General features: G+C 46.9%; 22 protein-coding genes and 1 riboswitch. Of the genes, 11 read left to right on the forward strand and 11 right to left on the reverse strand.

Annotated elements, in window-relative coordinates; genetic code table 11:
• The first annotated feature begins 176 nt into the window (after positions 1-176).
• The 3 genes from AC5I6P_RS13105 (at position 177) to malQ (ending at position 2,358) form a co-directional block, all read left to right on the forward strand.
• Positions 177-341: a hypothetical protein gene (locus tag AC5I6P_RS13105; protein ID WP_495694210.1), complete on the forward strand. Its 165-nt coding sequence runs from the start codon at positions 177-179 to the stop codon at positions 339-341.
• A 129-nt stretch (positions 342-470) separates the two neighbouring features.
• Entirely contained in the window at positions 471-839 is a 369-nt protein-coding gene (locus AC5I6P_RS13110) for a response regulator (RefSeq protein WP_495694211.1), read from the forward strand.
• Positions 832-2,358 (forward strand): 4-alpha-glucanotransferase, encoded by a 1,527-nt coding sequence (gene malQ / locus AC5I6P_RS13115; protein WP_495694212.1) that lies wholly within the window; start codon positions 832-834, stop codon positions 2,356-2,358. The genes AC5I6P_RS13110 and malQ overlap by 8 nt, the downstream gene beginning before the upstream one ends.
• A 63-nt stretch (positions 2,359-2,421) precedes the next feature.
• Here the strand turns inward: malQ and argZ are convergent, their stop codons facing one another.
• A complete protein-coding gene (gene argZ, locus AC5I6P_RS13120; protein ID WP_495694213.1) occupies positions 2,422-4,530 on the reverse strand; it encodes a bifunctional arginine dihydrolase/ornithine cyclodeaminase in 2,109 nt (702 codons plus the stop codon).
• 704 nt (positions 4,531-5,234) lie between these two features.
• Positions 5,235-6,428 carry a murein hydrolase activator EnvC family protein gene (locus AC5I6P_RS13125; RefSeq protein ID WP_495694214.1) on the reverse strand — a complete coding sequence of 398 codons (1,194 nt, stop codon included), beginning with the start codon at positions 6,426-6,428 and terminating at the stop codon, positions 5,235-5,237.
• A 367-nt stretch (positions 6,429-6,795) separates the two neighbouring features.
• Between AC5I6P_RS13125 and AC5I6P_RS13130 the strand changes: the two genes are divergently transcribed.
• Complete coding sequence (locus AC5I6P_RS13130) at positions 6,796-8,643, forward strand: sensor histidine kinase (protein WP_495694215.1); 1,848 nt, start codon at positions 6,796-6,798, stop codon at positions 8,641-8,643.
• A gap of 26 nt (positions 8,644-8,669) precedes the next feature.
• Here AC5I6P_RS13130 and AC5I6P_RS13135 read toward each other — a convergent pair whose 3' ends face one another.
• From AC5I6P_RS13135 to ahcY, 5 genes are all read right to left on the reverse strand, one after another.
• Complete coding sequence (locus AC5I6P_RS13135) at positions 8,670-9,644, reverse strand: NAD-dependent epimerase/dehydratase family protein (RefSeq protein WP_495694216.1); 975 nt, start codon at positions 9,642-9,644, stop codon at positions 8,670-8,672.
• A 45-nt stretch (positions 9,645-9,689) separates the two neighbouring features.
• Positions 9,690-10,931: a hypothetical protein gene (locus tag AC5I6P_RS13140; RefSeq protein ID WP_495694217.1), complete on the reverse strand. Its 1,242-nt coding sequence runs from the start codon at positions 10,929-10,931 to the stop codon at positions 9,690-9,692.
• A gap of 109 nt (positions 10,932-11,040) precedes the next feature.
• Positions 11,041-11,694 (reverse strand): C-phycocyanin alpha-cysteine-84 phycocyanobilin lyase subunit CpcF, encoded by a 654-nt coding sequence (gene cpcF / locus AC5I6P_RS13145; RefSeq protein ID WP_495694218.1) that lies wholly within the window; start codon positions 11,692-11,694, stop codon positions 11,041-11,043.
• 392 nt (positions 11,695-12,086) lie between these two features.
• A complete protein-coding gene (gene cpcE / locus AC5I6P_RS13150) occupies positions 12,087-12,947 on the reverse strand; it encodes a C-phycocyanin alpha-cysteine-84 phycocyanobilin lyase subunit CpcE (protein ID WP_495694219.1) in 861 nt (286 codons plus the stop codon).
• 353 nt (positions 12,948-13,300) lie between these two features.
• A complete protein-coding gene (gene ahcY / locus AC5I6P_RS13155) occupies positions 13,301-14,578 on the reverse strand; it encodes an adenosylhomocysteinase (RefSeq protein ID WP_495694220.1) in 1,278 nt (425 codons plus the stop codon).
• 628 nt (positions 14,579-15,206) lie between these two features.
• Positions 15,207-15,350: riboswitch (cyclic di-AMP (ydaO/yuaA leader) on the forward strand.
• 82 nt (positions 15,351-15,432) lie between these two features.
• Here ahcY and ntrB point away from each other — a divergent pair.
• The 7 genes from ntrB to AC5I6P_RS13190 all read left to right on the forward strand — a co-directional run bounded on the left by ntrB (position 15,433) and on the right by AC5I6P_RS13190 (position 20,571).
• Positions 15,433-16,284 carry a nitrate ABC transporter permease gene (gene ntrB, locus AC5I6P_RS13160; RefSeq protein WP_495694221.1) on the forward strand — a complete coding sequence of 284 codons (852 nt, stop codon included), beginning with the start codon at positions 15,433-15,435 and terminating at the stop codon, positions 16,282-16,284.
• A 57-nt stretch (positions 16,285-16,341) separates the two neighbouring features.
• Positions 16,342-17,766, forward strand: coding sequence for an ABC transporter substrate-binding protein (locus AC5I6P_RS13165; protein ID WP_495694222.1), 1,425 nt, complete (start codon positions 16,342-16,344; stop codon positions 17,764-17,766).
• Between the two features lie 64 nt (positions 17,767-17,830).
• Positions 17,831-18,670: an ABC transporter ATP-binding protein gene (locus AC5I6P_RS13170; protein ID WP_495694223.1), complete on the forward strand. Its 840-nt coding sequence runs from the start codon at positions 17,831-17,833 to the stop codon at positions 18,668-18,670.
• Positions 18,671-18,817: 147 nt separating this feature from the next.
• Positions 18,818-19,186 (forward strand): hypothetical protein, encoded by a 369-nt coding sequence (locus AC5I6P_RS13175; RefSeq protein ID WP_495694224.1) that lies wholly within the window; start codon positions 18,818-18,820, stop codon positions 19,184-19,186.
• 94 nt (positions 19,187-19,280) lie between these two features.
• Positions 19,281-19,550 (forward strand): hypothetical protein, encoded by a 270-nt coding sequence (locus AC5I6P_RS13180; RefSeq protein WP_495694225.1) that lies wholly within the window; start codon positions 19,281-19,283, stop codon positions 19,548-19,550.
• 114 nt (positions 19,551-19,664) lie between these two features.
• Positions 19,665-20,039: a hypothetical protein gene (locus AC5I6P_RS13185; protein ID WP_495694226.1), complete on the forward strand. Its 375-nt coding sequence runs from the start codon at positions 19,665-19,667 to the stop codon at positions 20,037-20,039.
• Between the two features lie 136 nt (positions 20,040-20,175).
• Positions 20,176-20,571 carry a single-stranded DNA-binding protein gene (locus AC5I6P_RS13190; protein ID WP_495694227.1) on the forward strand — a complete coding sequence of 132 codons (396 nt, stop codon included), beginning with the start codon at positions 20,176-20,178 and terminating at the stop codon, positions 20,569-20,571.
• A gap of 547 nt (positions 20,572-21,118) precedes the next feature.
• Here the strand turns inward: AC5I6P_RS13190 and AC5I6P_RS13195 are convergent.
• The 4 genes from AC5I6P_RS13195 to AC5I6P_RS13210 are packed head-to-tail and all read right to left on the reverse strand — an operon-like array spanning position 21,119 to position 22,672.
• Positions 21,119-21,472, reverse strand: coding sequence for a DUF5615 family PIN-like protein (locus AC5I6P_RS13195; protein ID WP_495694228.1), 354 nt, complete (start codon positions 21,470-21,472; stop codon positions 21,119-21,121).
• On the reverse strand, positions 21,469-21,705 hold the full coding sequence (locus AC5I6P_RS13200; RefSeq protein WP_495694229.1) for a DUF433 domain-containing protein: 237 nt from the start codon (positions 21,703-21,705) through the stop codon (positions 21,469-21,471). Before AC5I6P_RS13200 ends, AC5I6P_RS13195 begins: the two co-directional genes overlap by 4 nt.
• Before the next feature lie 19 nt (positions 21,706-21,724).
• Positions 21,725-21,985: a WD40 repeat domain-containing protein gene (locus AC5I6P_RS13205; RefSeq protein ID WP_495694230.1), complete on the reverse strand. Its 261-nt coding sequence runs from the start codon at positions 21,983-21,985 to the stop codon at positions 21,725-21,727.
• A 57-nt stretch (positions 21,986-22,042) separates the two neighbouring features.
• Positions 22,043-22,672 (reverse strand): TnsA endonuclease N-terminal domain-containing protein, encoded by a 630-nt coding sequence (locus tag AC5I6P_RS13210; RefSeq protein WP_495694231.1) that lies wholly within the window; start codon positions 22,670-22,672, stop codon positions 22,043-22,045.
• Between the last annotated feature and the right edge of the window lie 444 nt (positions 22,673-23,116).

Here is a 23,116-nt window from a genome sequence, read left to right on the forward strand (position 1 = left end):
CGCTCTCCGCTTCGCTCTCGCTTGGCTTCCTCTCGACCGCTTGACCAATATAACGCTACTAACTTATCCCTGTCAAGCTAATTCTGAAGGGAAATTGGAACAATATCAGGAAAAGGCTGGAAACTAAGCTGCAAGAGAGGTTTGGAGATACATCCTCTATGTGGCTTGGGCAGCTAATGAACCGATTAACCCATACCTATAGTTGGAAGAATGGAAGACGCTGGACTCTGGTGATGGGAGTAATGGCGATCGCAGGTTTGATAATTTCAACTCTTCCTCAACACAAGGTTAGGCAGGAGAGCAGTCCTTATATTGATATTGGGGTGAAGAATTTGGGGTGAAGAATCATCCTAAGTAATCTTTCCCATGCCAGAGGCGGTGGAGCAACAGGCGTTAGCACAATACGAAGAGTTGAGATCAGTTTCAAGTATTTCTGACGAAGCACTCATCGAGCTGGGCTAGGTTTGGGTATGACTCGCATTCTTGTTGTGGACGATGTGGCTGATAATTCTTTTTTGCTTCAAACTCTTCTAGAGTATGAGGGCTATCAGGTAGATATTGCTGATAGCGGTTGGGAAGCGCTTGTCAAGATAGAATCTGCACCGCCAGATCTGGTGTTGCTAGACATCATGATGCCAGGCATGAATGGATATGAAGTTGCTCATCGAATCCGCCAAAATCATCAGCTTGATTCAGTTCCAATTTTATTCGTGACGGGATACGATTCTCCTGCGGCTGCGATCGAAGATCCGGTTCAAGTCACTGGAGTCATTCGTAAGCCTGTAGAGGTAGATAGTTTAGTAATGCAAGTACAAGCTGCATTAGATCAGGATGAGTAATATTGAGACAGTAGTTCCTAGGACGACTTTTAAGCGAAGTAGTGGGGTTTTATTGCATCCGACTAGTCTACCTAGCCAGTTTGGGATTGGAGATTTAGGAAAGGCGGCCTATGAGTTTATTGATTTTTTAGAGCAAAGTGGTCAAGTGTGGTGGCAGATTCTACCTTTAGCACCGACGGGGTACGAGCACTCACCTTACACCATGAACTTTAGTGCATTTGCAGGAAATCCACTGCTGATTGACTTAGAACGATTAATGAAAGAGGGCTTGCTGCGTCAAGAGGAGTTGAAGCCGCTTCCAAATAAGGATCGTGTTGATTTTGATCAGGTTGTTCCTTATAAGACTCAGTTACTTGAGCTAGCGTACTCTCGCTTTAAGCCAGACACTCTATTTGAGCAATTTGCTCAGGAGCAGGCTTACTGGCTAGACGACTTTGCTCTATTTATGGCGCTTTTAGAGGCGCATGAGGGGGAGCCTTGGACAAAGTGGGAGACACCGATTGCACGACGAGATCCTGATGCAATCCGTGAGCAAAAAGAGAAACTCCAGACAAAAATTCAGTTCTATAAGTTCTCGCAGTTTAAATTCTTTCAGCAATGGTCGGCGTTGAGAGACTATGCTCACGGGAACAATATCAGCATTATTGGCGATGTTTCAATTTACGTCTGCCACAATAGCTCTGATGTGTGGGCAAATCCTGAGCTATTTAAACTCGATCCAGAAACGTTAGAGCCTGCCTTTATTGCTGGAGTTCCGCCCGACTACTTTAGCGAGACGGGTCAGCTATGGGGGAACCCGGTTTACGACTGGCCGCGATCGCAAGAAACCAATTTTGATTGGTGGATTAAGCGCTTTCAAGCAACCCTACAATATGTTGATGTTGTTCGGGTTGATCACTTCCGTGGATTTGAAGCCTATTGGCAAGTTCCGGCTGGGGAAACAACAGCCATGAATGGAGAGTGGGTGAAGGCACCGGGAGTAGAATTTTTCGAGACTTTGAAAGAGAAGCTTGGAACTCTACCCATCATGGCAGAGGATTTAGGAATTATCACTCCAGAAGTTGAGGAGTTGCGCGATCGCTTTGAGTTTCCTGGAATGCGAATTTTAATGTTTGCGTTTGATGGCGATCCAAACAATGTTCATCTACCCACTCATTACGTTCCCAATTCGATCGTTTATCCTGGAACCCATGATAATGACACCGCAATCGGGTGGTGGGGAAAGGCAAGTGATCAAGAGAAGCAAAACGTTTTGCGCTACCTAGGTCATGATTCAGCCGAGGAAATTTCAGAGATTATTCATTGGCAAATGATTCATACTGCAATGGCATCGGCTGCCAGTCTAGCTATCATCCCATTGCAGGATATTTTAGGACTTGATCACACTGCCAGGATGAACGACCCAAGCCAGAATGCAGGAAATTGGCGCTGGCGATATCTCAGTTCTGAAATGCTTACACCAGAGCTATCAAAGCAGCTTTTAGAGTTGACAGAGCAAACCAATCGTATCGCAACCTAAGAATAGATAGGTTGGAATGGAGACCTGATCGCAAGCCTAACATTGCGATCAGGTCTTCCCTAATTAGAGCCTTTGAGCCATTTGATAAGCACTTGTAAGTTTATTTAACTGCTGAATTAGCAAGCTAAGGAACAAGCCTACATCCGTTACAACGCCTACAGATTCGACAGAGCCGCGATCGCTCAGCTTGGTCACTACAGCAGGATTGATATCGACACACACCATTTTTACTCCAGCAGGCGTCATATTTCCAACACCGATGGAGTGCAACATGGAAGACAACATTAAAATCATGTCAGCCCCAGCAATCAGACGAGCATAATCTTCTTGCGCTTTGATCAGATCCATTTGCGTATCTGGCAACGGTCCGTCATCTCGAATCGATCCCGCTAATGAAAATGGAACATGATTACGAACGCACTCGTAGAAAATCCCCTTGTCGAGCACGCCCTCTTCAACGGTTTTGGCAATACTGCCATATCTGCGAACGGTATTGATTACTTTAAGATGGTGACGATGCCCACCGCGAACCGAGACGCCCCGCTGCATATCTACCCCCAGCGATGTGCCCATGAGCGACTGTTCCATATCGTGAACTGCGATCGCGTTGCCGCCGAGCAACGCCTGCACATATCCTTCACGAATCAAATGAGCGAGATGTTCGCCCCCCCCTGTGTGAATCACGACTGGACCTGCGCTCACCACGACGCGCCCGCCTTGGTCGCGAATCTGTCTCAGTTCCCAAGCGATTTGTTCAACCACTAACTCCACTCGGCGTTCACTCGACACGCCTGCACCCATAAAGCTAAATTCTTGAGTATTGCGCTGTTCGCGAGATTCTGGTTTGCGAATCGTCCGAATTCCTTCAACGCCGACGATAACGCGATCGCTCGTTTGCAAATCTCTCAGCAGTTTACATTCAGCAGTTTTAGAATCGGCAGACACCGCGATCGCGGCATCCATACGCTGTTTATCTACTGTGACCCACTCATTATTGATGCGCACCTGAGTTGGGTAGATTGTAGTGACGTAGAAGTCATCTGGTGCAACACCTTGCTGAGAGACAGGTTCAAGAAGGCAATCGCACACTTCTTGAGGCGGTGGCAGTGCGCCTAAGTCGATCAATTGAGACATGATCGTTTCCATCACACTATGCGATGGAGCCGTCACCTTGACTTCTGCCGAAGAGGTACTCTGCCGTTGCACCCCTAAGTTAAAGTTGAGGACTTGAAAACTTCCACCCGCCTCAACCACAACATCCAAGGCGCGGTTAATTAAGCCTGAATCCAGCAAGTGACCCTCCAGCCGAATCGTTCGGCTCTCAATCGTCGCGCTTGCATGAAGCTCTACCCGTACAGGTTCGGTCACTCTTAGCGTCAGGCATTTTGCTGCACCGCCCGCTTTGAGAAACTCTGTCAATGGCGTTTCAATCACGCGAAATCCTGCTTCAGTAATGCGGTTTTTAAGGTCATCGCTTGCTTTATTCATGATGACAACATCGTCAATGTTGACCGAATTACAAGCAAAATTTGCTGCATCTGCTTCGGCAACCGCAATCCGCTTTTCAGCGGGAACTCGCATTTCAATTAAGCGGTTAGAGTACGCATCAAACGCAGGTGGATAGTAAAGTAGATATCCATTTTGCAATGGACAAAAACACGTATCTAAATGATAGAAACGCTCATCCATCAACCGCAATGACAACACTTCTACATCTAGCCATTTTGCTAGGTAGGGATGAGAATCCAATTCAGAGCGAAACCCGTAACCTGCCCACAGCCAACGACCTTCGCGATCGAACAATGCATCTCCTGCACCTTCAAACGGTAACTCTGGCGGCAATTCATGCACCGTAAATCCATTTTCTTCAAGCCACTGTTTAAAGAACGGTTCTTCCCCTTGCCGTTCTTTGTGAAAAAAGCGACTCAAAACGGCAACATCGCCCAACACTAATCCAGCGTTGGCAGTAAATACCATATCTGGAACGCCAATTTGAGGTTTAACGAGATCGACGATCGCATGATCTTTGATGACGTGGTGCAATTTTTGCCACTGGTCAACTGCGCGATCGCGGGACGATTTGTGAATATTGCCTTCCATCCAAGGATTAATGACATAATCCACGTCGTAATGGTCGGGCGCACACATAAGGAAGCGAAGGGATGAAGTCATAGAGAGATCTTGGGTGATTGTGCAATGAACGCGACATAGCATTATAGGCCGTCAGAAGAGGCATTCCTACAAGTGCCAAAGCCGTATGTCATGAGAACATTAGACTTCTGTGAACTCATTTTTACAGTTCATTTTTTACAGTTTAGAAATTGGAAATACTTGATGTCGATCGTGGGAGTTCCGAGGAGTTGAGCAATATCTAGACGCTGCTATTGGCTCCGAAAGATCGCATCTAGTCTAGAAGTCGTGATTAAACCCTCACGAGACTGACGAAAGAAAATCGTTGCAGATGTTGTGGTGTAGCCGTAAGTCTTTACAAACAGAGTTCCTATAGTAACGAAGGTTGCTTCCATTTTAAACGAAGGTTACTTCCATTTTAAGGAACCTTGCTTTCGTCACAAAAAAGGTTGCTTCTGTCGCAAGGAAAGTTGCTTCTGATGTAAGGAAAGTTGCTTCTGGTGTAAGAAAGGTTGCTTCCATCGCAAGGAAAATTGCTTCTGATGTAAGGAAGGCTGCTTTCGCCGTAAGGAACCTTCCTTACATCACAAGAAAGGTTGCTTCCGTCACAAGGAAAGTTGCTTCTGGTGTAAGAAAGGTTGCTTCTATTGCAAGGAAAGTTGCTTCTGTAGTGTGCTGGAAGTTCGGTCCGATGAGACGGGGTTAGGAGAGGTAGTCCCTAGAATCGAATTTTCAATTGAGGCTCATCAAAGATAAGTTGCCGGATCGGTAGGTTCACCGTCTTTTCTGACCTCAAAATGGAGGTGAGGTCCGGTTGATAGTCCGGTTGAACCGATTGCCGCGATCGCTTGTCCGCGTTCAACCGATTGCCCTTCTGCCACATAGAGTTCACTGGAATGTCCATAAAGCGTCGTGATGCCGTTGCCATGGTCGATAATCACCGTATTTCCATAGCCACCGTACCATCCAGCAAAAATAACGGTTCCGCGATCGGCAGCCCGAATTGTACTACCGTAGCCTGCGGCAAAATCCATTCCAGAATGAAATTTTTGGTAGCCCAAAATAGGATGCATTCGCCAACCAAAGGAACTGCTGATCGGCGCATCGCTAGGAAATACAAACTGTCCTGTTCCTAACACAACGGCCACATCACCATTTTTGGCGCGTTCTGCCGCAAGGCGTCTTTGATTCTCGGCAACCCGTCGTTGAATCAAATCACCAATACTTTGAGAATCTTTTGCCAGTTGTGCTTCTGCGGCTTCGAGGGCGCGACGATCGCTTCTCAGCCGATTCACCACTTGATTCTGATAGATTGCCTGCTGCTCATATTCTGATTTTTGCGCGTGGAGTTCTTGAGTGATTAGGTCAATATCATTCTTGGTCTGCTCTACCTGAGTCCGCTGATGATCTAACCGATCCGCGGTGGTTTTTAGGTTAGTCAAAATATTACGGTCTGTTTGATACACCCGTTTCAATTGATAACGCCGATCGAGAAAATCATTTAGGTTTTGGCTCTCAAGCAATACCGCCCAACCGCTTGCACCCTGCTGCTGTTGCAAAAATCGCAGGCGTGAAATCGTAGCGGACTGGCGCTTGCGATACACTTTTTCTGCCTCATCAAGCGATCGCTCTAATTTCTTTAAAGCATTAGTTGTAGATTTGAGTTTTGCTTCGCTCGTCTGAATTTGGCTACTCGTAGCTTGAATCGTCTTGCGAATGCCCTTCAAATCTCCTTGCGCTTTTGTTTCAAGTTTTTGAACGCGATCGCGCTCTTTTTGTACCAGCGATCGCTGCTGATCGACATGCTGTTGTTTTTGTTTTAGCGTATCAATTGTTTCTTGTGATCCGGCAGGGAGCGCCGTCACAATCATCCAAATTCCAATGCAGCAAACAATGCTCCACAGCAGATACCTGAAGTTTGTCGATGTGCGATTCAGCATTTTTACGTAGCTTAGACGTTATCAAATCAAACATTATTATGACTGCAATTTCTGCTTAGGCACGATCTTCTTAATTCGGTCAGTATTACCGACAACTTATCTTCGTTACATCGTCGTGATCCCTTGGAGCTTGGCAAGGCCAATCGCATGAATTTTATAGATTGAGATGGTATGTAGCAGAAGATTGTGTCGCATAATAAGCAGTAGGGTTTTTCAGAAGCGTTGATATAAAAATTACCTTTTCAATCAAGTTGAACTTCTTTTTCAGTAATCATCTCGCCCAATTATTAAAAAGTAATTCAAAGGTATATCAGTTTAATTTGCAATTAAGCGGGCATATCTTCACGCCATCTGACCTGTACCAAATATGCATAGCTCCCAGACTCGTAGCGTTCACCGCATCCTTGCTTGGAGTCATTTCTATCAAGTCGGCAGCTTACTCAAGCAGATGGGCGAGCCAAACGCTCTGATTCTGACCGAGTCAAATGTAGAAGGTTTAGAACGGCAGGCTGACAGTTTTGTTGCTGTGGTTTCTTCAGGATTTAATGCGCTCTTAGAGGGCAACTCCGTGCCCTTTGCGTCAGAAAACGCTTGCCAATTGCAGCTGACGTTTGATCCGAGCGCGATTGCGCTTTTTCTCTCTACTCTCGCTTCTGAACTTTCAGATCATTCCTTTCTAAGACAGCAGATAGCTAACGCGATGCTGCATCTACAGCCAAACGATCCTCAGCTTCAAAGTCAATTTACGCTGCAACTGATTGAAACGTTGTCTGCGCCGACTGTTGAACAATCAGGCTCTGTTGCTGTCGAACAACCACTGCAACAGCAAGTCGAACAAGAGCGCTTACTCCATAAAGTGACATCATTAATTCGCCAGAGCCTAGAGTTACCTGTGATTCTTGAAACAGCCGTTCAGCAGGTGCGTCAGTTTTTGAACGCCGATCGGCTAATTATTTATCAGCTTAATATTCCGGCTCCGTCCTGTTTGCTGTCTTCCGAACCTCAGATTCCAGCGCATGAAACCATTCCCAAGTTAGACGGAATTACTTACGAATCTCGTAGAAGTGATACAGTTCCTTCAGTGCTTCACCTGGTGAAAGACGATGGTGAGCAGACGCAGCACCTCTGGAGTGCTCATCGAAAGGAACTCACTTGGGCGATCGTCGATGGTCAAACCTCCTCTCAGACGCAGCCGTTGCTCAAGCTCTCTCCTCAAGCACAAGTACGGGCAGAATTAGTCACGCCAATTGTGGTTCAGGACAACCTATGGGGATTGCTCATTGCCCATCAATGTTTCACAGCGCGAGACTGGCAAGAAAACGAGAAAGCGCTTCTACATCAAATTGCAGAACAACTTGCGATCGCCATTCACCAGTCCAACTTGTACTCGGAACTGCACGCTCAAACGCTGACCCTTGAACAGAAAGTGGTTGAGCGGACGCAAGCTCTGTGCGATACGCTGATAGCGGCGCAATCGGCGAGTCGAGCCAAGTCAGAGTTTTTAGCCACGATGAGCCACGAACTGCGATCGCCGTTGACTACAATTATTGGCATGGCAGCGACTCTACTGCGCTGTCAGGAACAGGCGCAGCACTCTGGGCTACCGCTATCAAAGCAGCAAGAGTATCTGCATACGATTCAAAGTCGGGGTGAACACCTGCTTTCTCTGATCAACAATATTTTAGATTTATCCGAAGTTGAAGCGGGAAAGATGGCGTTGGAGATTGAAGAATTTTCTTTGGCTCAGATTGCCCGTCGTGCCGTTGAAGCGCTACAAGCACGAGCCGATCTCAAACGCGTCAAACTTGATCTCAAGATTCAGCCGGATCAGGTGGATGTCCAGTTTCGAGCCGACCCTCGGCGAGTTCAGCAGATTTTGGTTAATCTGCTGACCAACGCGATTAAATTTACGCCAGAGCAGGGGCACGTCACCTTACGCACGTATGTCCATGATGGTATAGCGATTTTGCAGGTTGAAGATAGCGGCATTGGCATTTCTGAAGAACAGCGATCGCTTCTGTTTCAAACGTTTCAGCAATTGGATCACTCTTACGATCGTCAGTATGAAGGCACGGGGTTGGGATTAGCCCTGACAAAACAGTTAGTCGAATTGCATGGTGGCTCCATTGAAGTGACCTCGACAGTCGGAGTTGGCTCAACGTTCACGGTGCATTTGCCAGAACAAAGACTTCCTGGACATCTGTCTGAGCATTAATTTATCTGAGTATTTGTGAACCACTTCTAGAAAGAGCCTTCTAAGGGTGGGCGAACCAGTTCTCGCAACGTTTCTTCGGGCGATCGCGGAGTCCAGCCAAGATTTTGTCGCGCTTTTGTCGCATCGACGCGCACACAGCGATCGTAGACATAATGTGCCCTTTCCTTGTCAATCGGCGGTTGCCACGAGAAAACGCGACCTGCGACATCTAAGACATTAGCCACCACCCGAACGAGGGGTTCAGGAGCTTCGCGAGGGGGCGGAATATCCGTTTCTTGGCTAAAAATCTCGAACATGTCACGAGTGGAGAGATCGCCTGCCGAAATGATGTAGCGCTCTCCCGCTTGTCCGCGCTCTGAAGCGAGAATCATCGCATCGGCTAAGTCGTCCACATGAACAATTCCAGTAATTCTGCCGCCCCCTGCCCACAGTTTCAGACGCCCTTTGAGAAACGAAGTTAACACAGGTTTGAAGTGTGGATCGTCACTGCCAAAGATTCCTGAAGGCAGCACGCTGACGACGTGAAAGCCATTTGCGGCGGCTTGATCAACAAGCTGCTGAGCCTCGTATTTCGTGCGATCGTAGGCGGAGGAAAATCCGGTCTGTTCCCGTTTGAAGGTTTCATCGATCGTTTTGCCTTCCGTGTCACCAAAAATGCCGATTGTGCTGCAATAGACCATTTTAGGAACGCCAGCCAATTGTGCAGCTTCTAGAACAGCGCGCGTTCCGTCTACGTTGACTCGTTCCATTTCAGCCGCATTAACCAATCCAAGTTCGACATAGGCAGCCGTGTGGAAGACAACATCTACACCCGTCATCGCCTGATTGAGGGCAGTGCGGTCAGTGATGTCACCGTAGACGAAATCAATAGGACACTGGGCAAGGCGAGAAAGATTACTGGATTTGCGAACGATTCCAACGACAGAATCGCCACGTTTGAGCAACGCTTTGACAAGATGCGATCCGGTAAATCCATTTGCCCCGGTGACTAGTGCCTTCATATCAGTGTTTTAGTGTCGCGATCGTGAATTTGAATGTGCAGAATATCACAAAGATTTTTCGTAAATGCGGTACGTCTTGTAAATAACACCTCCTGTCGCTTCAATCAATTTTCGAGACGGTTCGTTGTCTTCATAGATCCAAGATAGTTCTGCTCGCTTGTAAGGTTTGCCTTCTTGGATTGTGCCTTGGAATCCTAAATAGATTAATGCGAGCGGAACTAACTTGCGGCGAAATTCGGGAAGCGCTGCGATCGCGAACACACGACCTTGATTAATCTGACGCCGATACCACAGAAACTTGAGAATGCCTAGCCAATTCAGCTTGCCATTTACATGCTTCAGCGCAATGTTATAGTCCGGCAAACTCATAAAAAAACCGATCATCTCACTCTTGTATTCTGCGATCAAAAATGTATCTGGATCGACCAAGCTTCGCAGCGATTCTGCCTGTTCTAGAAATTCCTCTTGCGTTCGAGGTGTCGAACTCCAATTGCCCGAAAATGCTTTTGTGTAGAGCTTGTACATCTCGATCGCATCTTGTGTAAATCCATCTCCTTTAGTTCGGATGGAGCGAAATGATACTCCCGATTTGCACGCAATTTTGTAGCCCTTCTCAAATTCAGGCGATAGGGGTTTATTCACTGGCAGGTCATAAGCGTAAGCATCTTTCGCTTTCTGCCAGCCATCGCGCACCATAAATTCTGGATAGTAAGCCGGGTTGTAAGGCATCATCACCATCGGCGGTGAATCGAAGCCATCGACCAGAAAGAAACAGGAGTTTTGGGTCGAAAAGTTAATCGGACCTCGAACCTCTGTTAGGCCGCGATCGCGTAACCAATCGCAAGCAGAGTTGAGGAGAGACGTTGCGATCGCGGCATCATTAATGCATTCAAAAAATCCGAACAGTCCGACGTTTTTTCCCTCACGCTCAATCAATCGTCGGTTCACCATCGCCACAATTCGACCTACCCCTTTTCCATCTTTCACCGCAATAAACGGCTGAAGCTCTCCATATTGGCGAAACGGATAGTCAGGTGAAAGTTCTTTAATCAGGTCGCTCCGCAATGGTGGAACCCAGTTTGCATCATGGGCATACACTCGTGCAGGCACATCCAGAAAAATTTCTTGGTGTTGGGCAGTTGTAACGGGAATGATTTGAACAGGTTTAGAAGAATTCACAGCACAATCCTCTTCGTTCAATCGATTGAGTTCAAAATCATATTCACGTTGGTTCAGAATCCAGTGTTGAATGTGATTAATCTTCACTGTGGAGTTTAATCGATTCAATGAACAATTCCTACTCCAATTTCTAAGCGATGCTCCTTGGTGGGCAGAAACACTCAACCACGCTTAGAACTATTGCTTAACGTACTAGCAGATCGAGCTATTAGCCCAATCAAGGATTGCTCTCGTTGCGAGCGGCTGCTATTCGTTGTTGAGCAAGCGTACTACGAGCGCGAACGGCAGCATTATCGTCCTGGTTTGCTAGGGTGTTGAGTTGGGCTTCGATTTGAACCAACCAGGGGGATTGAGTATTGAAGAGGGCAAGTTCTTGCAGTGCTACAACTGCCGCATAGCGGACGATCCACTCATGATCCTGTGAAACGATCAGGAGCGCTTCTAACGATTGAAGTTGAGCTTTTTCCACTTCGTCAGGTTGTAATTGCTCCCAACGTGAAATTCCCAATCCTTTTGTTGCTGCCCGACGGACGCTCAGCGCGAAATCATTTTTTGCAGCATCTAACAAGGTTGGTAATGCGCGTGGGTCAGCGATCGCAGCTAGCGCCCGAATTGCCCAAGCTCTAGCGCCATAGTCATAGTCATCCAACTGTTTTAAAAGTGGGATAACGGCAGGTTCTCCAATGCGAATGAGTCCATCTACAGCCGCCACAGCCGCCCCCGGATTGTTGTAGCCTAACGCAGTAATTAGCACTGGAACTTCAGCTTCAGAGGCAACTTCTGCCAACGCCTGCACTGCTTGTAAAAGACGAGTCGCGGAATCTGCGTCGTCAATAGCACGAATTAACTGGAGGACTTGAGGATCGGTCATGAGAAGAGATTTAAGCGCAATCTGGACATAAACCATTCTATTTGACCTGGCTTACTCAATGCTGACAACTATGAAAACTGAACAAGGGAAATGAACAAGAGACGAACAGGAACTGACGCAGCAGATTTCGGGACTTCAGTTTAAAGTCACTAATTCTGTTCTACTTTCCATAGCCTCCCTCGATTGCCTTATTAAATTTCTGGTTAAACTAACCAATTACAGTATTGTGATTGATTTCGGTAATACATTCGATATATCTAACTCCAATCTCATTGTGAATGGATTGTAATAGGATTGGATTCACACATCGGAATAGCGCTTTAGAGAATAAACTCTAAAAACTGACGCTTACAGCTCTTATACACATAATCAGAACTATGTGCCGATGCCCGCTAAAGCAACGCATCCATCAGGGTCATGACATGAACCGCTCCGTCCGAAAGCTCAGGCAGTGGAGTCTGTTTAACCTGGTGTTCGAGTAAGCCTTTGAGCGCAATCAGCTTGAGACTATTTTCTGCTAACGTCTGTGCGATCGCATCGGCAGCAGCGAGATACCCGATCGCACCCAAATCGGCTAATGCCGATCGACGCAATGACAAATTATGCCCCGCTAGTGCCTCAACTAGCAGATCGCCGTACTGTTGATCTTGGGTGAGTTGATACAGGGCACGAGCCGCTGAGTATCGAACCCGCTCGATCGGATGGTCAAGAAACTTCACAAATGCACGCTGCGCTTCGTCCGACTCGGAAGGAGCAGCTGCCGAACATAACTCCCCTAGCGCCTCTAAAATCGCATCGTAAGGCTGGACGAGATCAGGGTCTACTGGAGAAGGAAGCGTTCCAGGAATCTCATTGTTGAGCAATCGCATCAATACTGGAATCGCAAACGGATCGCCCAATTGCTCTAGCGATTGAGCCGCGGCTTCTCGAACATAAAAATCTGAACACTCTAAACTTTTGATTAGGGCGGGTACGGCCATATTGGGGACTGACGGATGGCGCAATTTCCCCAATGCACGCGCTGCATTTCGCCGGAGCGGATATCCTCCCGCTTCTGTGCGATCGGCTTCATCTTCCAACGCCACCATTAAGCTCTCGATTGCTTCAGGCTCGTTCACTCGAAACTTACCGAGCCACCAAGCCGCATACATTCGCAGACCCCGATCTTCACCGCGTAGGTTTGCGATCGCAGTTTCGATCGTCAAATGACCCCCAGATGGAGAATCAATGCCTGCATTTGCTTCATCACTCATGTGACTGTCCAGAAAATTCGTCAATTTCTATGGTCTGCATAAGTCTAACTCGAAACTCAGACTAGGGTTTGCTTTAGATTTGATGATGGATCTGTCAGACGCTTGCCCCAAACCTTTGTGAGAAACGGAGGCACTACTAAATCATCTGCTAGTCTGTCACATCCAATCTGTCACATCCGCAGGCGAAGCCTCCTCAGAAGTACCTCAAATCCGTTGTTAATGCGTAAGTCCTAATTTTTGTTCTCAAAAATTCGCATAAAAAAATAGGTTGCTCTAAGCAACCTATCTATACCGATTCAGAGAAATATCAAACAAAGATGGCAATTCGTAACTCAATACAAATTGCAGATGATTTAGGTTCCAGTCATCCAGGAGTTGGTGTACTCAATCTGGTCAGCTGTTAGAGAATCAATGGTAAAGCCCATTGCCTGTAGCTTCAGACGCGCAATTTCTTGATCCAACTCAGTTGGAATAGGATACACATCAGGAGCCAGCTTGCCCTTGTTTTTCACCAGGTACTCAGCCCCTAGCGCTTGGTTTGCAAAGCTCATATCCATTACCGCGCTGGGGTGTCCTTCAGCCGCCGCCAAGTTGATCAGACGACCTTCGCCCAACACAACAACCGATTTACCGCTCTTCAGCTTGTATTCCTCGGTGAAGTTGCGAACCGTCTTCACATCGCTGGCACGACTTTTTAGCGCTTCGAGGTCGATCTCGATGTCAAAGTGACCCGAGTTCGAGACGATCGCACCATCTTTCATCGAGTCAAAGTGATCTCCGCGAATCACGTGCTTGTTGCCCGTGACGGTGATGAAAATATCACCTTTCGTGGCCGCCACATCCATCGGCATGACCTGGAAACCATCCATCACCGCTTCGATCGCAGCAACGGGATTAATTTCAGTCACGATTACATTTGCGCCCATACCTCGCGCCCGCATCGCTGTACCCTTGCCACACCAGCCGTAGCCAGCAACAACAATGGTTTTACCCGCCAGCAGAATGTTGGTCGCCCGAATGATGCCATCTAGGGTGGATTGACCCGTCCCATAACGGTTATCAAAGAAGTGCTTTGTTTCTGCATCGTTGACGTTGACTGCCGGGAAGGTCAGTGCGCCATCGCGCAGCATCGCCTTGAGGCGAACAATCCCAGTCGTCGTTTCTTCAGTGGTTCCGATGATATCTTCAAGCTGATGCTTGCGCTGTTGAACCAACGTTGCAACCACGTCACAGCCATCATCAATAATGATATTCGGACGGTGATCAAGCGCGATTTGCACATGCTTGTGATAAGTTGCATTGTCTTCGCCTTTCAGGGCAAAAACAGGAATGCCATAGTCAGAGACTAAGCTTGCCGCCACGTCATCTTGAGTAGACAACGGGTTGCTGGCAATTAGAAGGGCGTCCGCGCCGCCTGCTTTGAGGGCGATGGCGAGATTTGCAGTCTCGGTCGTCACATGAGAACAAGCAACGAGTCGGATGCCCTCAAATGGCTTCTCTTGGGCAAAGCGATCGCGAATTTGCTTCAGCACAGGCATTTCACGCCCAGCCCATTCAATTCGCTGCTTGCCCTGAGGAGCCAAAGAAATGTCTTTGACTTCGTATTTCAAGCGCTCTGGAGTCGCTACCATGAATTCGGTTCCTCTAGATAAATCAAATGAAAGATAGGGATCTGTAAAATCCCTCTTAACAAATTAGCCTGCAATTTCAAAACAAGCCATCTAAAACTCAGAGATTTTCAAGTTTTTTAGAGGATTTGCCAAAATCAGAGGCAGAAGTACTCCGAAAGGAATAACTCCTTTGCACAAAGTGCATTGAAGTCGCTTCTGAAGTCAAGGTGATCAGCAAAGCTTATTGACGATTTAACAGAACGGTCTACAAACTCTAGCAAGTCATCATAAAGTCATTCGTAAAGTCGTTGAAGTTCTTTTATGATTTAACAGAAATACAAAATTTAACTATTCAGTTCTCACCTGCTAACGAAGCGGTTAACGGCTATATTGTAGGGAGAGTTAATCTTTCTATGATAATAGCGTTCTCAATGTTATCTAAGGTTTATGAATAATTTACTCGTAATCAAGATAGTTGGAACAGAATGCTCAAACGATAGTCTCAACCAATCGTGTTGTAAGACCTGCCCAACCTAACCTGCGAAGGATTGACGTATCGGGATTGTCTTTGCTACATTTCATAACTATCTTTGCTTCTACGCAGGGATTGAACTGAAGTCAGTCAGCCTAATTCAGCGTTGTTCAAGTCTTTAAAATAAGGCTTGCAAGCTTGAAGCGGAGGAACCAAATCTTGGGGCTAACTAGGATCGCTATTGTGGTATGGCACTTTACCTAGAGGGCATCTCCCAGTCCTAGCCCGTCAGCTAACTTCGTCGGCATTGAGAGAGGACTGGAGAGCTTTCGGCTCATCAGTGTCTCTTGTTGAGACTGCTCAGTTTGGCATAACTGAACTCAACTGTTAAAGCACTGAAATTATGGTTCAACTCAGCATAATGGCGCTCTTTGTCGCTGTGAGTCAGGCTACTTGGAAGCGGACAAAGCTTGGTCTGTTGCGAAATACAGTGCTCTATCCAGCACTGGGATTTCTGGGGATTTTACTACTATGGTACGGAATTGCCTCGCTGCGGCATGAATTGATGCCGTATCCTCATGAAGCGATCGCCAACAACCTAGACTTCATCATGCACCCATTTTATCAGCGGGGTGCGGGTGATTTAGGAATTGGGTGGCTGCTGCTCGCGAGTTTACGACGAGTCTTGCTAGGCTTTTTGTTAGGGGCAGTCGTGGCAATTCCTCTCGGCTTTCTGATCGGCATGTATCGCCCTGCGCTACTGGCACTCAATCCGATCATTCAGATTCTCAAGCCGGTGTCACCCCTAGCATGGCTACCGATTGCTCTCGCTATTTTTAATTTGGCGGAACCCTCTGCAATTTTCGTAATTTTCATTACCTCTTTGTGGTCAACCATCATCAACACTGCTTTAGGGGTTTCCAGCGTTTCCAAAGATTATCTTGACATAGCACGAGTGCTGGAAATGCCGCCGTGGCGACGGGTTTACAAAATCATTCTGCCTGCAAGTCTGCCCTACATTTTTACCGGATTGCGAATTAGTTTAGGGATCGCTTGGCTGGTGATTGTCGCAGTAGAGATGCTCACTGGCGGCGTTGGGATCGGCTTTTTTGTCTGGGATGAGTGGAGTCGCTTGAACCTCAGTTCGGTGTTTTTATCGGTGTTTGTGATTGGTGTTACTGGCTTGTTGCTGGATGTCGCAATCTCCAGACTTGAAGCGCTCATCACTCACCGCCGAACTCCGAAAGAGGGATAACTGCTCCTCTAACCGTCTACATCCTACATTTCAAAACTACCCCGCATTTCAAAACTTATGACGACTCAAAACTCCTGGACTAGGCGCGAGTTTTTGCTGGGCGCGAGTGCAACCGCCACAACCGTCGCGTTGGGGGCTTGCAATATCAGTGCGGATCGATCCGCCTCCGGATTGACTGAAGAAGCAAAGGCAATCGAGCGAGTTGTCAAGCCATCTGAACTAGAGAAACCAGATATCACCGTCGGCTATGTGCCAGTGAATGACTGCGCTCCTTTTGCGATCGCGTGGAAAAAAGGCTTCTTTCACAAATATGGGCTAAACGTGCGCTTGAATCGTGAAGCAAGCTGGGCAACCTCTCGTGATGGCTTGATTTTTGGTCGTTTAGACGCCTCGCCTGTCGTGTCTGGAGCAGTGACAAACGCCCGAATTGGCGCGGAGGGAGCGCGTCATGCTCCCTTATGTGCAGGCATGGTGATTCACCGCCACGGCAATGCAATGACGATGAACCGCGACATGTGGAACTTTGGGTTGCGTCCCTGGCAGGAATATAACGGGAACTTAGAGGCATTTGGTCAACAATTTCGGTCATATTTTGAGCGTCAGCCCAACGAGCGCAAGGTTTGGGCAGTTGTCCTGAGTTCTGCCATCTACGAATATTTCGTGCGCTATGTGGCGGCGGCGGCAGGCGTTGATCCGCTCAAAGAGTTCCGCATCATCATTGTTCCCCCTCCCCAAATGGTGACGAATGTGCGAATTGGAGCGATGCAGGCTTACATGGTTGCCGAACCGTGGAACACTCGCGCCATTACCGGAAATGCTGGCATTGGCTTCACCTTTGCTCAGGGCAAAGAAGTTTGGCTCGGGCATCCCGATCGCTTACTTGGTGTAATGGAATCGTTTATTAACGAGAATCCCAAAACCTATCGATCGCTACTAAAAGCGATGATCGAAGCCTGTCAATACTGCAGCAAACCGGAGAATCGCGTTGAAGTGGCTCAACTAATTACGGAGCGATCGTTTACCGGAGCAAAACCAAAAACCGGAGCGATCGACAAATTTACAGCTCCTGGAATTGTCGGCAACTACAATTACGGCGGCTTTGATGGCAAAGATCGCACCGTTAAATCTGAAGACACGACCATATTTTACGATTTGCCACCCAACCTGCCGCAAAAGCCGGGAGGAACGTCAACGTTTTTGTGGCGATCGGAAAGTCTTTGGTTGATGACTCAAGCGGCCCGATGGGGGCAAATTAAAGAGCTTCCCAAGAACGCGGATCAGCTTGCGGCTCAAGGTTGGCGCACAGATATTTACCGCGACGTTGCTAAAGAAATCGGCATTCCCTGTCCCACTGACGATTACAAAGTTGAACCTCCCGAAGCGTTTATTGACAAAAAAGGCTTTGATCCGAGTGATCCAGTGGGCTATCTCAAAAGTTTCGAGATTCGCGCCGATCGCCCCGTTCCGATTTACTTCGGTTAGGGAAACTTAAACCGCTCAACCCTTCGTTTACCTATTCACTCTCCAAAACTACTCTGCAAAACCTATGACTAAATCAAGCTTGCAAACAGCAGATACTAACGATAGGCAGCCAGAAACGGCTGGATTCTTAACAATTGAAAACGTAACCAAAGCCTATCCCACTGGAAATGGGGGCGAATTCGTTGTCCTTGACAATATCAATCTCACTGTAGAAGCGAACCAGTTTGTATCGCTGATCGGGCACTCCGGCTGTGGCAAATCGACCCTACTCAAGATCGTGGCAGGATTGGAGCGGTCAACCTCTGGACTCGTGACGCTAGAAGGGCGAGAAATTCGCAAACCAGGAAGCGATCGCATGATGGTGTTTCAGAACTACTCGCTGTTACCTTGGCTTACCGTACGTGAAAATGTTCGGTTAGCGGTAGACGAAGTGTTAAAAGACGCGTCCCGCGCCGAGAAAGCTAGTCTAGTGAATGAGCATCTAGCCATGGTCAAACTGATGCCAGCCGCTAACAAATATCCCGATGAGATCTCTGGCGGCATGAAACAGCGGGTGGGCATTGCACGGGCATTGGCAATTCGTCCTAAGATGCTGCTGATGGACGAACCGTTTGGAGCACTTGATGCCTTGACTCGCGGCAAGCTTCAGCGACAAGTACTGGATATTTGGGAAGCCCATCGCCAAGCCGTGCTGATGGTGACGCACGATGTGGATGAAGCGCTGTATATGTCCGATCGCATTGTGATGATGACGAACGGACCTGCCGCCCAAATTGGCGAAATTCTAGACGTTCCGTTTGCCCATCCGCGAGATCGCGCCGCCCTGCGAGAAAATCCTCACTACTATGAACTCCGCAATCATGCGCTAAATTTTCTTGATCAACATTTTGGTGCTGATGATTGAGGCTCTTGGAGTGCCCTCACTACGTGCATTTATGACAGAATCCGCTACCAGAGTGTCAGCTTTTAGAGGCGGTTATCACGCCAAATCTCTATCCAAATCTGTAGTGACGATTAACTACAATAGAGATATCTAGAGCTTAGTTGACCTATGGAGATCGGACGTTTCCTTTCGCTTCAGAACGGGCGAGTTGGACAGTATCTGTCACCCAGAGTTTTAGTCGTTAGAACTCCGTTTCGCCGAGTTCCTCATTCTGAGGAAGCAACCTATTTTGGGTTTGAGACGTTTGCTCAAGCTCAGAAGTTCACACAGCGTCTTGCGAGTTCTGGGTATCATTTTCGACTTCAGCGGAGCCAGATTTTAGACCGGTTTCTGTATGAAGTTAAGCTGCCTGGAACAGCTGCGATCGGGCCAATGCTAGCCTATTGGGATCGAGCCGATCAGCGACGACTGGGGACAGAGAACTCGCAAAAAGACTGGTCGAATGCGCCGCGTAATTTAGAGCAAATCGCTTCCTAGAAGGGCTTTTCAACCCTCTTTACCACCAGTTGCAATTGGTGTGAATCTGCACTACAATTAGTACATTAGTACAAATGATTCAGGTTCTTGTTCCATGACGAAGCATTACATTCTGCACCTTGACCCTGCCGCCAAGTACGAATGGGATCGCTGCTCTTTGAGAGATCCGATCACTGCCGATCGTCCTGCCTTTGCTGAGCTGATTGCTGAAGCTGTGGGGGATCAGTCCGGTTCCTACCTGGTAGCTGTAAATATTGAAGTTCAGGTTTTGGAGAAAGCTGCGCCCCAAGCTCAGATGCCACCTTCAAGCATGTCTGAGTTGCCTAATCGCGCCTTGCCCCAGCTACAAGAACTCGTCGCATAGCTGCTTCTAGGTCTTTAGTTTCTCCTATTTGTGCGTAGCCTTTGTTGTTCGTAGTCTGTAGTCCGTTGCGGCTCTTTGGCTGCTGACCCTTTTACGTTCAAGGAATGTCGAGTCATGAAATTTCGTTTAGATCAGTATCCCGCTGCGATCGCGCAAGCAGCCCATCATGTCAATGAGCTAGAGCTAAATATTGCTGAAATCCGTCAGCATCTTGCCCGGTTAGAAGGCAATGCAGATATGGTTGTCGCATTTGAAACGGCCCTTAAGAATGACAATCAGCGCAAAGCCCGTCGCTTTGAAGTTTTGCAAGTCAACCAAGAGTATGGACGCGCGGTTGATGCCCTAAACCGTGCCTCTACCGAGAAAGCCAATGCGCTGGCGCATTTAGAGCATCTACGCAATGAGTTTAGTGTGGCGAAATTGGAAACACGACTCACGATCGCACAGCAGTTGACTGGGCTTGATTCACGTGAGCTAGTCGGTCTGTAAGCTTGTTTGAGCTGGGTAAAGTTGAGCAGTAGAGCAATAAGTTCTACTGCTTTTTTATGGTGTGTCCTCTATTCTTTGTTTGCTGTTCAAAGAGCTTTGGGCACTCTACAGCAGTAAAAGTTGTGAGATACATCGCATGTCTAGTGCAGGGTTGAATAAGTGGATTGTTAGTGGCAACCTGGCGGCAGATGCTCAAGTTAAAACTGTTGACTTGAAGAATGGCGAGCAAGCTCAAGTTGCTTCAGTCACTTTGTATGTTCAGAAGCCTCGTAACCGTGAGGAATCGTTTACAGTGTCTCTGAGTATTTGGGAAAAGTCTTATGCATGGCGCAAACTTCAGTTCTTGAAGAAAGGCTCGCTTGTCATTTGTACAGGTAACGTTGAACCGAACCCTTTTATTTCTAGCAATGGCAATGTCCCTAAAGCGGGCTTGCAAATGACAGTAATTGATATTGATCTTGATATTGTTCGAGATGCTGAGAGCGAACAATCTGGAAGTGATGTTGAAGAGATAGTAGCGATCGCGTCTTAAAGCTGATTTATAAAGAGAATTTAGAGGGGAATTAGATTAGTCTTGAGCAAATTTTAGGCTAGAGCGAGTTGAATGATTTAGCCATTTGATAAAGCCATGTAGTGAGCCTATCAACTCTAGAGGTGGATGAGGCACTTTACTAGCAAATAAAATCCTATGTTCAAGCATAGAATTTTATTTGCTAGCAGAGGGGGTTATTGCGCAGTATAAGACTTCAGTTTGCTAGTAAACGACTTTATTTTCGGTTTACAAGTTTTGTATCTAGAAAATAAACTCATATACTGGAAACTTCTAAAACCCTGTATCTTCGTTTTCTTTTCAGGGTGCCGATTCAATAAAGTTTTATACCAAATCGGTAAAACTGAAGTTAGATTAAGAACTGTGAGAAAATAAAGTCCTATACTGCTCGAGGCTTGAGTACGAATCATACAGGATAGCAAACCTAATGGGACGTCAGTTCGACGGTAGCAAAGCTGAAATCAGAACCAGAAAGGGATTGAAAATTGGGTAGAGACAGCGAAACGATCGAACTGAATTTTTTATTTTGCTATTGATGGACAATTACAGAATCTCTGCTCAACTCAATGTAACTGTGCTGGGAAAGCAAATCAACGATGAGGAGTAGATTTACAGCAAAAAGGGCTTCCAGATCTGAGTTTTTGATATTTCCTGTTGTGACAAGCAGAAGTTTATAGGGCTGCTGTGTAGTGAGGAAAGAATCAACAAAATCTGAGTCTTTGGTAATGACAACTCGTTCTTGCTGAGCTGAGAGTGAGTTGATGATGGAGTCTGGAGTGGCATTCTGTTGCGGGAGTTCTCTGGTGTGGAGAGTATCATGACCTGCTTCTTGAAGCAGTCGGGTGAGCCGAACAGGAAGTTGGGCATCGACGAGAAACTTCATGATGCCAGTTTATGAATGCTTTTAACTTGGCTGAGCCGGGCAGCAAAGAGGAGAACGGCAAGAATATCGTCTGATTCGAGATCATCGTAGTCAGTAAGGATTTCTTCGATCGTCATGCCAGCGCTCAGAAGTTCAAGGATAAACTCAACGGGGTAGCGTAACCCACGAATGCAAGGTTTGCCATGACAAATGTCTGGATTATGGGTGATGCGTTGCAATAAGTTGTTTTCCATATTGAACTCCTTTCTAATTCTAAACCGCCCCAAGTGCTTTCAGTGTGGCTTTGTCCGCGTTAGTCAAGCCTTTGGCTCCAGCAATGTTCATGCCTTCGTATGGGTAAACATCCTGCAAATTTCTCAAACAATTTCCTGTATTAACATCCCAAAGCTTGACTGTTCCATCTCTGCTTCCACTGGCAATCATAGAATCTTGAGAGTTAATCTCAACTGAGTAAACCTGGTTAACATGTCCTTCTAAAGTCCTAAGAGGATGTCTGAAAAGGGTAGTTTGCAACGCAGAAATCAGGGTTCGAGTGCTGGTGACTCGACGAAAGAATCAGAAGTTCAGCCGCTAGCACGGACTTCTCAGACATCCTCTAAGTTCTTCATCAACATCCATCTCCGACGTTGCTTCCAACCAGTAAGCAGAATGCGTCCATTCAACATTCTCTGCTAAAAGTTTAGGAATCCCTCTTTCCGTGACAACACTCCAATCAATGCCTTCTGCTCTGTAGTAGCGTCTCTCTATCTCTAATCTTGCAGCAATTGAGCTCTTATCTAATTCTTCTGTCGTCTTAACGGTTCGAGCAACCTGCATGAGTTTGCCGTCTCGCTTCACAGCCAGCATGAAGTCCGTGGTTAAAACATAGGAAACATCGCTTTCAGAATTTTTAGGATACTTCCATCCCATCTCATTCGCGATTTCCATAGCTAAATCCAGGTTGAGCATAGGAAACTGTTCTCGAATGTCTACGACATCGTCTGACCACTCAAACAAGTAGAAGAGCCGTCTCTCCTGATCTGAGAGTAGGTGATGGTCTCGACCTGTCTTCCAACCTACCTCTCTTGACGATCTGCCGCGTGAGGAGACATCTCGAACGGTGAGCCAGGGTTTGTAATTCTTTCCTTCCCCTTGCCCTCGCCCCTCTTTGAGGTAACGGTCAGACGTAGCTTGGGTCCACTGGTTCTTCCGCCTACCCATAAAAATACCTCTGGCAAACGAGTATCTATACTGTTCTACTCGCTTGTCAGAGATCGTAGTTCATCTGAACTAAATTGTCCAACCGTTTTACAAATTGTCCAACCGTTTTACAAATTGTCCAACCGTTTTATTACCTGACAAGTTTTGTTAAACGAGAATAAAGTTGGAAACTTAGCCAGCCTAAAAGCCTTGGTTTTTCGTTCTGACTTCGCAGTGGTTCAGAAATAAAGTTGGAAACTAGAGTGATGTTTGCCTTTGAGAGCACCTAAATCATGAACAATAAACTTGGAAACCGTCACATTCTAAGAAATACTCATGACGAAGTTTGAGAGGACGAACAGTTTTATTTACTGTATTTGCGTTAAGTAAAGTTAGAAATTATTGAATTTACTAGGTTCTGTTGACTTTTCACCGCAACCAGATCAAGGTGCAGGCAAAACAGAG

The organism is Myxacorys sp., assembly GCF_059501405.1.

Excerpts from the sequence above, each read along its gene's own strand:
- AC5I6P_RS13105 (WP_495694210.1), top strand. The coding sequence starts at position 177 with ATGAACCGATTAACCCATACCTATAGTTGGAAGAATGGAAGACGCTGG.
- AC5I6P_RS13110 (WP_495694211.1), top strand. The coding sequence starts at position 471 with ATGACTCGCATTCTTGTTGTGGACGATGTGGCTGATAATTCTTTTTTG.
- malQ (WP_495694212.1), top strand. The coding sequence starts at position 832 with ATGAGTAATATTGAGACAGTAGTTCCTAGGACGACTTTTAAGCGAAGT.
- argZ (WP_495694213.1), bottom strand. The coding sequence starts at position 4,530 with ATGACTTCATCCCTTCGCTTCCTTATGTGTGCGCCCGACCATTACGAC.
- AC5I6P_RS13125 (WP_495694214.1), bottom strand. The coding sequence starts at position 6,428 with ATGCTGAATCGCACATCGACAAACTTCAGGTATCTGCTGTGGAGCATT.
- AC5I6P_RS13130 (WP_495694215.1), top strand. The coding sequence starts at position 6,796 with ATGCATAGCTCCCAGACTCGTAGCGTTCACCGCATCCTTGCTTGGAGT.
- AC5I6P_RS13135 (WP_495694216.1), bottom strand. The coding sequence starts at position 9,644 with ATGAAGGCACTAGTCACCGGGGCAAATGGATTTACCGGATCGCATCTT.
- cpcF (WP_495694218.1), bottom strand. The coding sequence starts at position 11,694 with ATGACCGATCCTCAAGTCCTCCAGTTAATTCGTGCTATTGACGACGCA.
- cpcE (WP_495694219.1), bottom strand. The coding sequence starts at position 12,947 with ATGAGTGATGAAGCAAATGCAGGCATTGATTCTCCATCTGGGGGTCAT.
- ahcY (WP_495694220.1), bottom strand. The coding sequence starts at position 14,578 with ATGGTAGCGACTCCAGAGCGCTTGAAATACGAAGTCAAAGACATTTCT.
- ntrB (WP_495694221.1), top strand. The coding sequence starts at position 15,433 with ATGGTTCAACTCAGCATAATGGCGCTCTTTGTCGCTGTGAGTCAGGCT.
- AC5I6P_RS13165 (WP_495694222.1), top strand. The coding sequence starts at position 16,342 with ATGACGACTCAAAACTCCTGGACTAGGCGCGAGTTTTTGCTGGGCGCG.
- AC5I6P_RS13170 (WP_495694223.1), top strand. The coding sequence starts at position 17,831 with ATGACTAAATCAAGCTTGCAAACAGCAGATACTAACGATAGGCAGCCA.
- AC5I6P_RS13175 (WP_495694224.1), top strand. The coding sequence starts at position 18,818 with ATGGAGATCGGACGTTTCCTTTCGCTTCAGAACGGGCGAGTTGGACAG.
- AC5I6P_RS13180 (WP_495694225.1), top strand. The coding sequence starts at position 19,281 with ATGACGAAGCATTACATTCTGCACCTTGACCCTGCCGCCAAGTACGAA.
- AC5I6P_RS13185 (WP_495694226.1), top strand. The coding sequence starts at position 19,665 with ATGAAATTTCGTTTAGATCAGTATCCCGCTGCGATCGCGCAAGCAGCC.
- AC5I6P_RS13190 (WP_495694227.1), top strand. The coding sequence starts at position 20,176 with ATGTCTAGTGCAGGGTTGAATAAGTGGATTGTTAGTGGCAACCTGGCG.
- AC5I6P_RS13195 (WP_495694228.1), bottom strand. The coding sequence starts at position 21,472 with ATGAAGTTTCTCGTCGATGCCCAACTTCCTGTTCGGCTCACCCGACTG.
- AC5I6P_RS13200 (WP_495694229.1), bottom strand. The coding sequence starts at position 21,705 with ATGGAAAACAACTTATTGCAACGCATCACCCATAATCCAGACATTTGT.
- AC5I6P_RS13210 (WP_495694231.1), bottom strand. The coding sequence starts at position 22,672 with ATGGGTAGGCGGAAGAACCAGTGGACCCAAGCTACGTCTGACCGTTAC.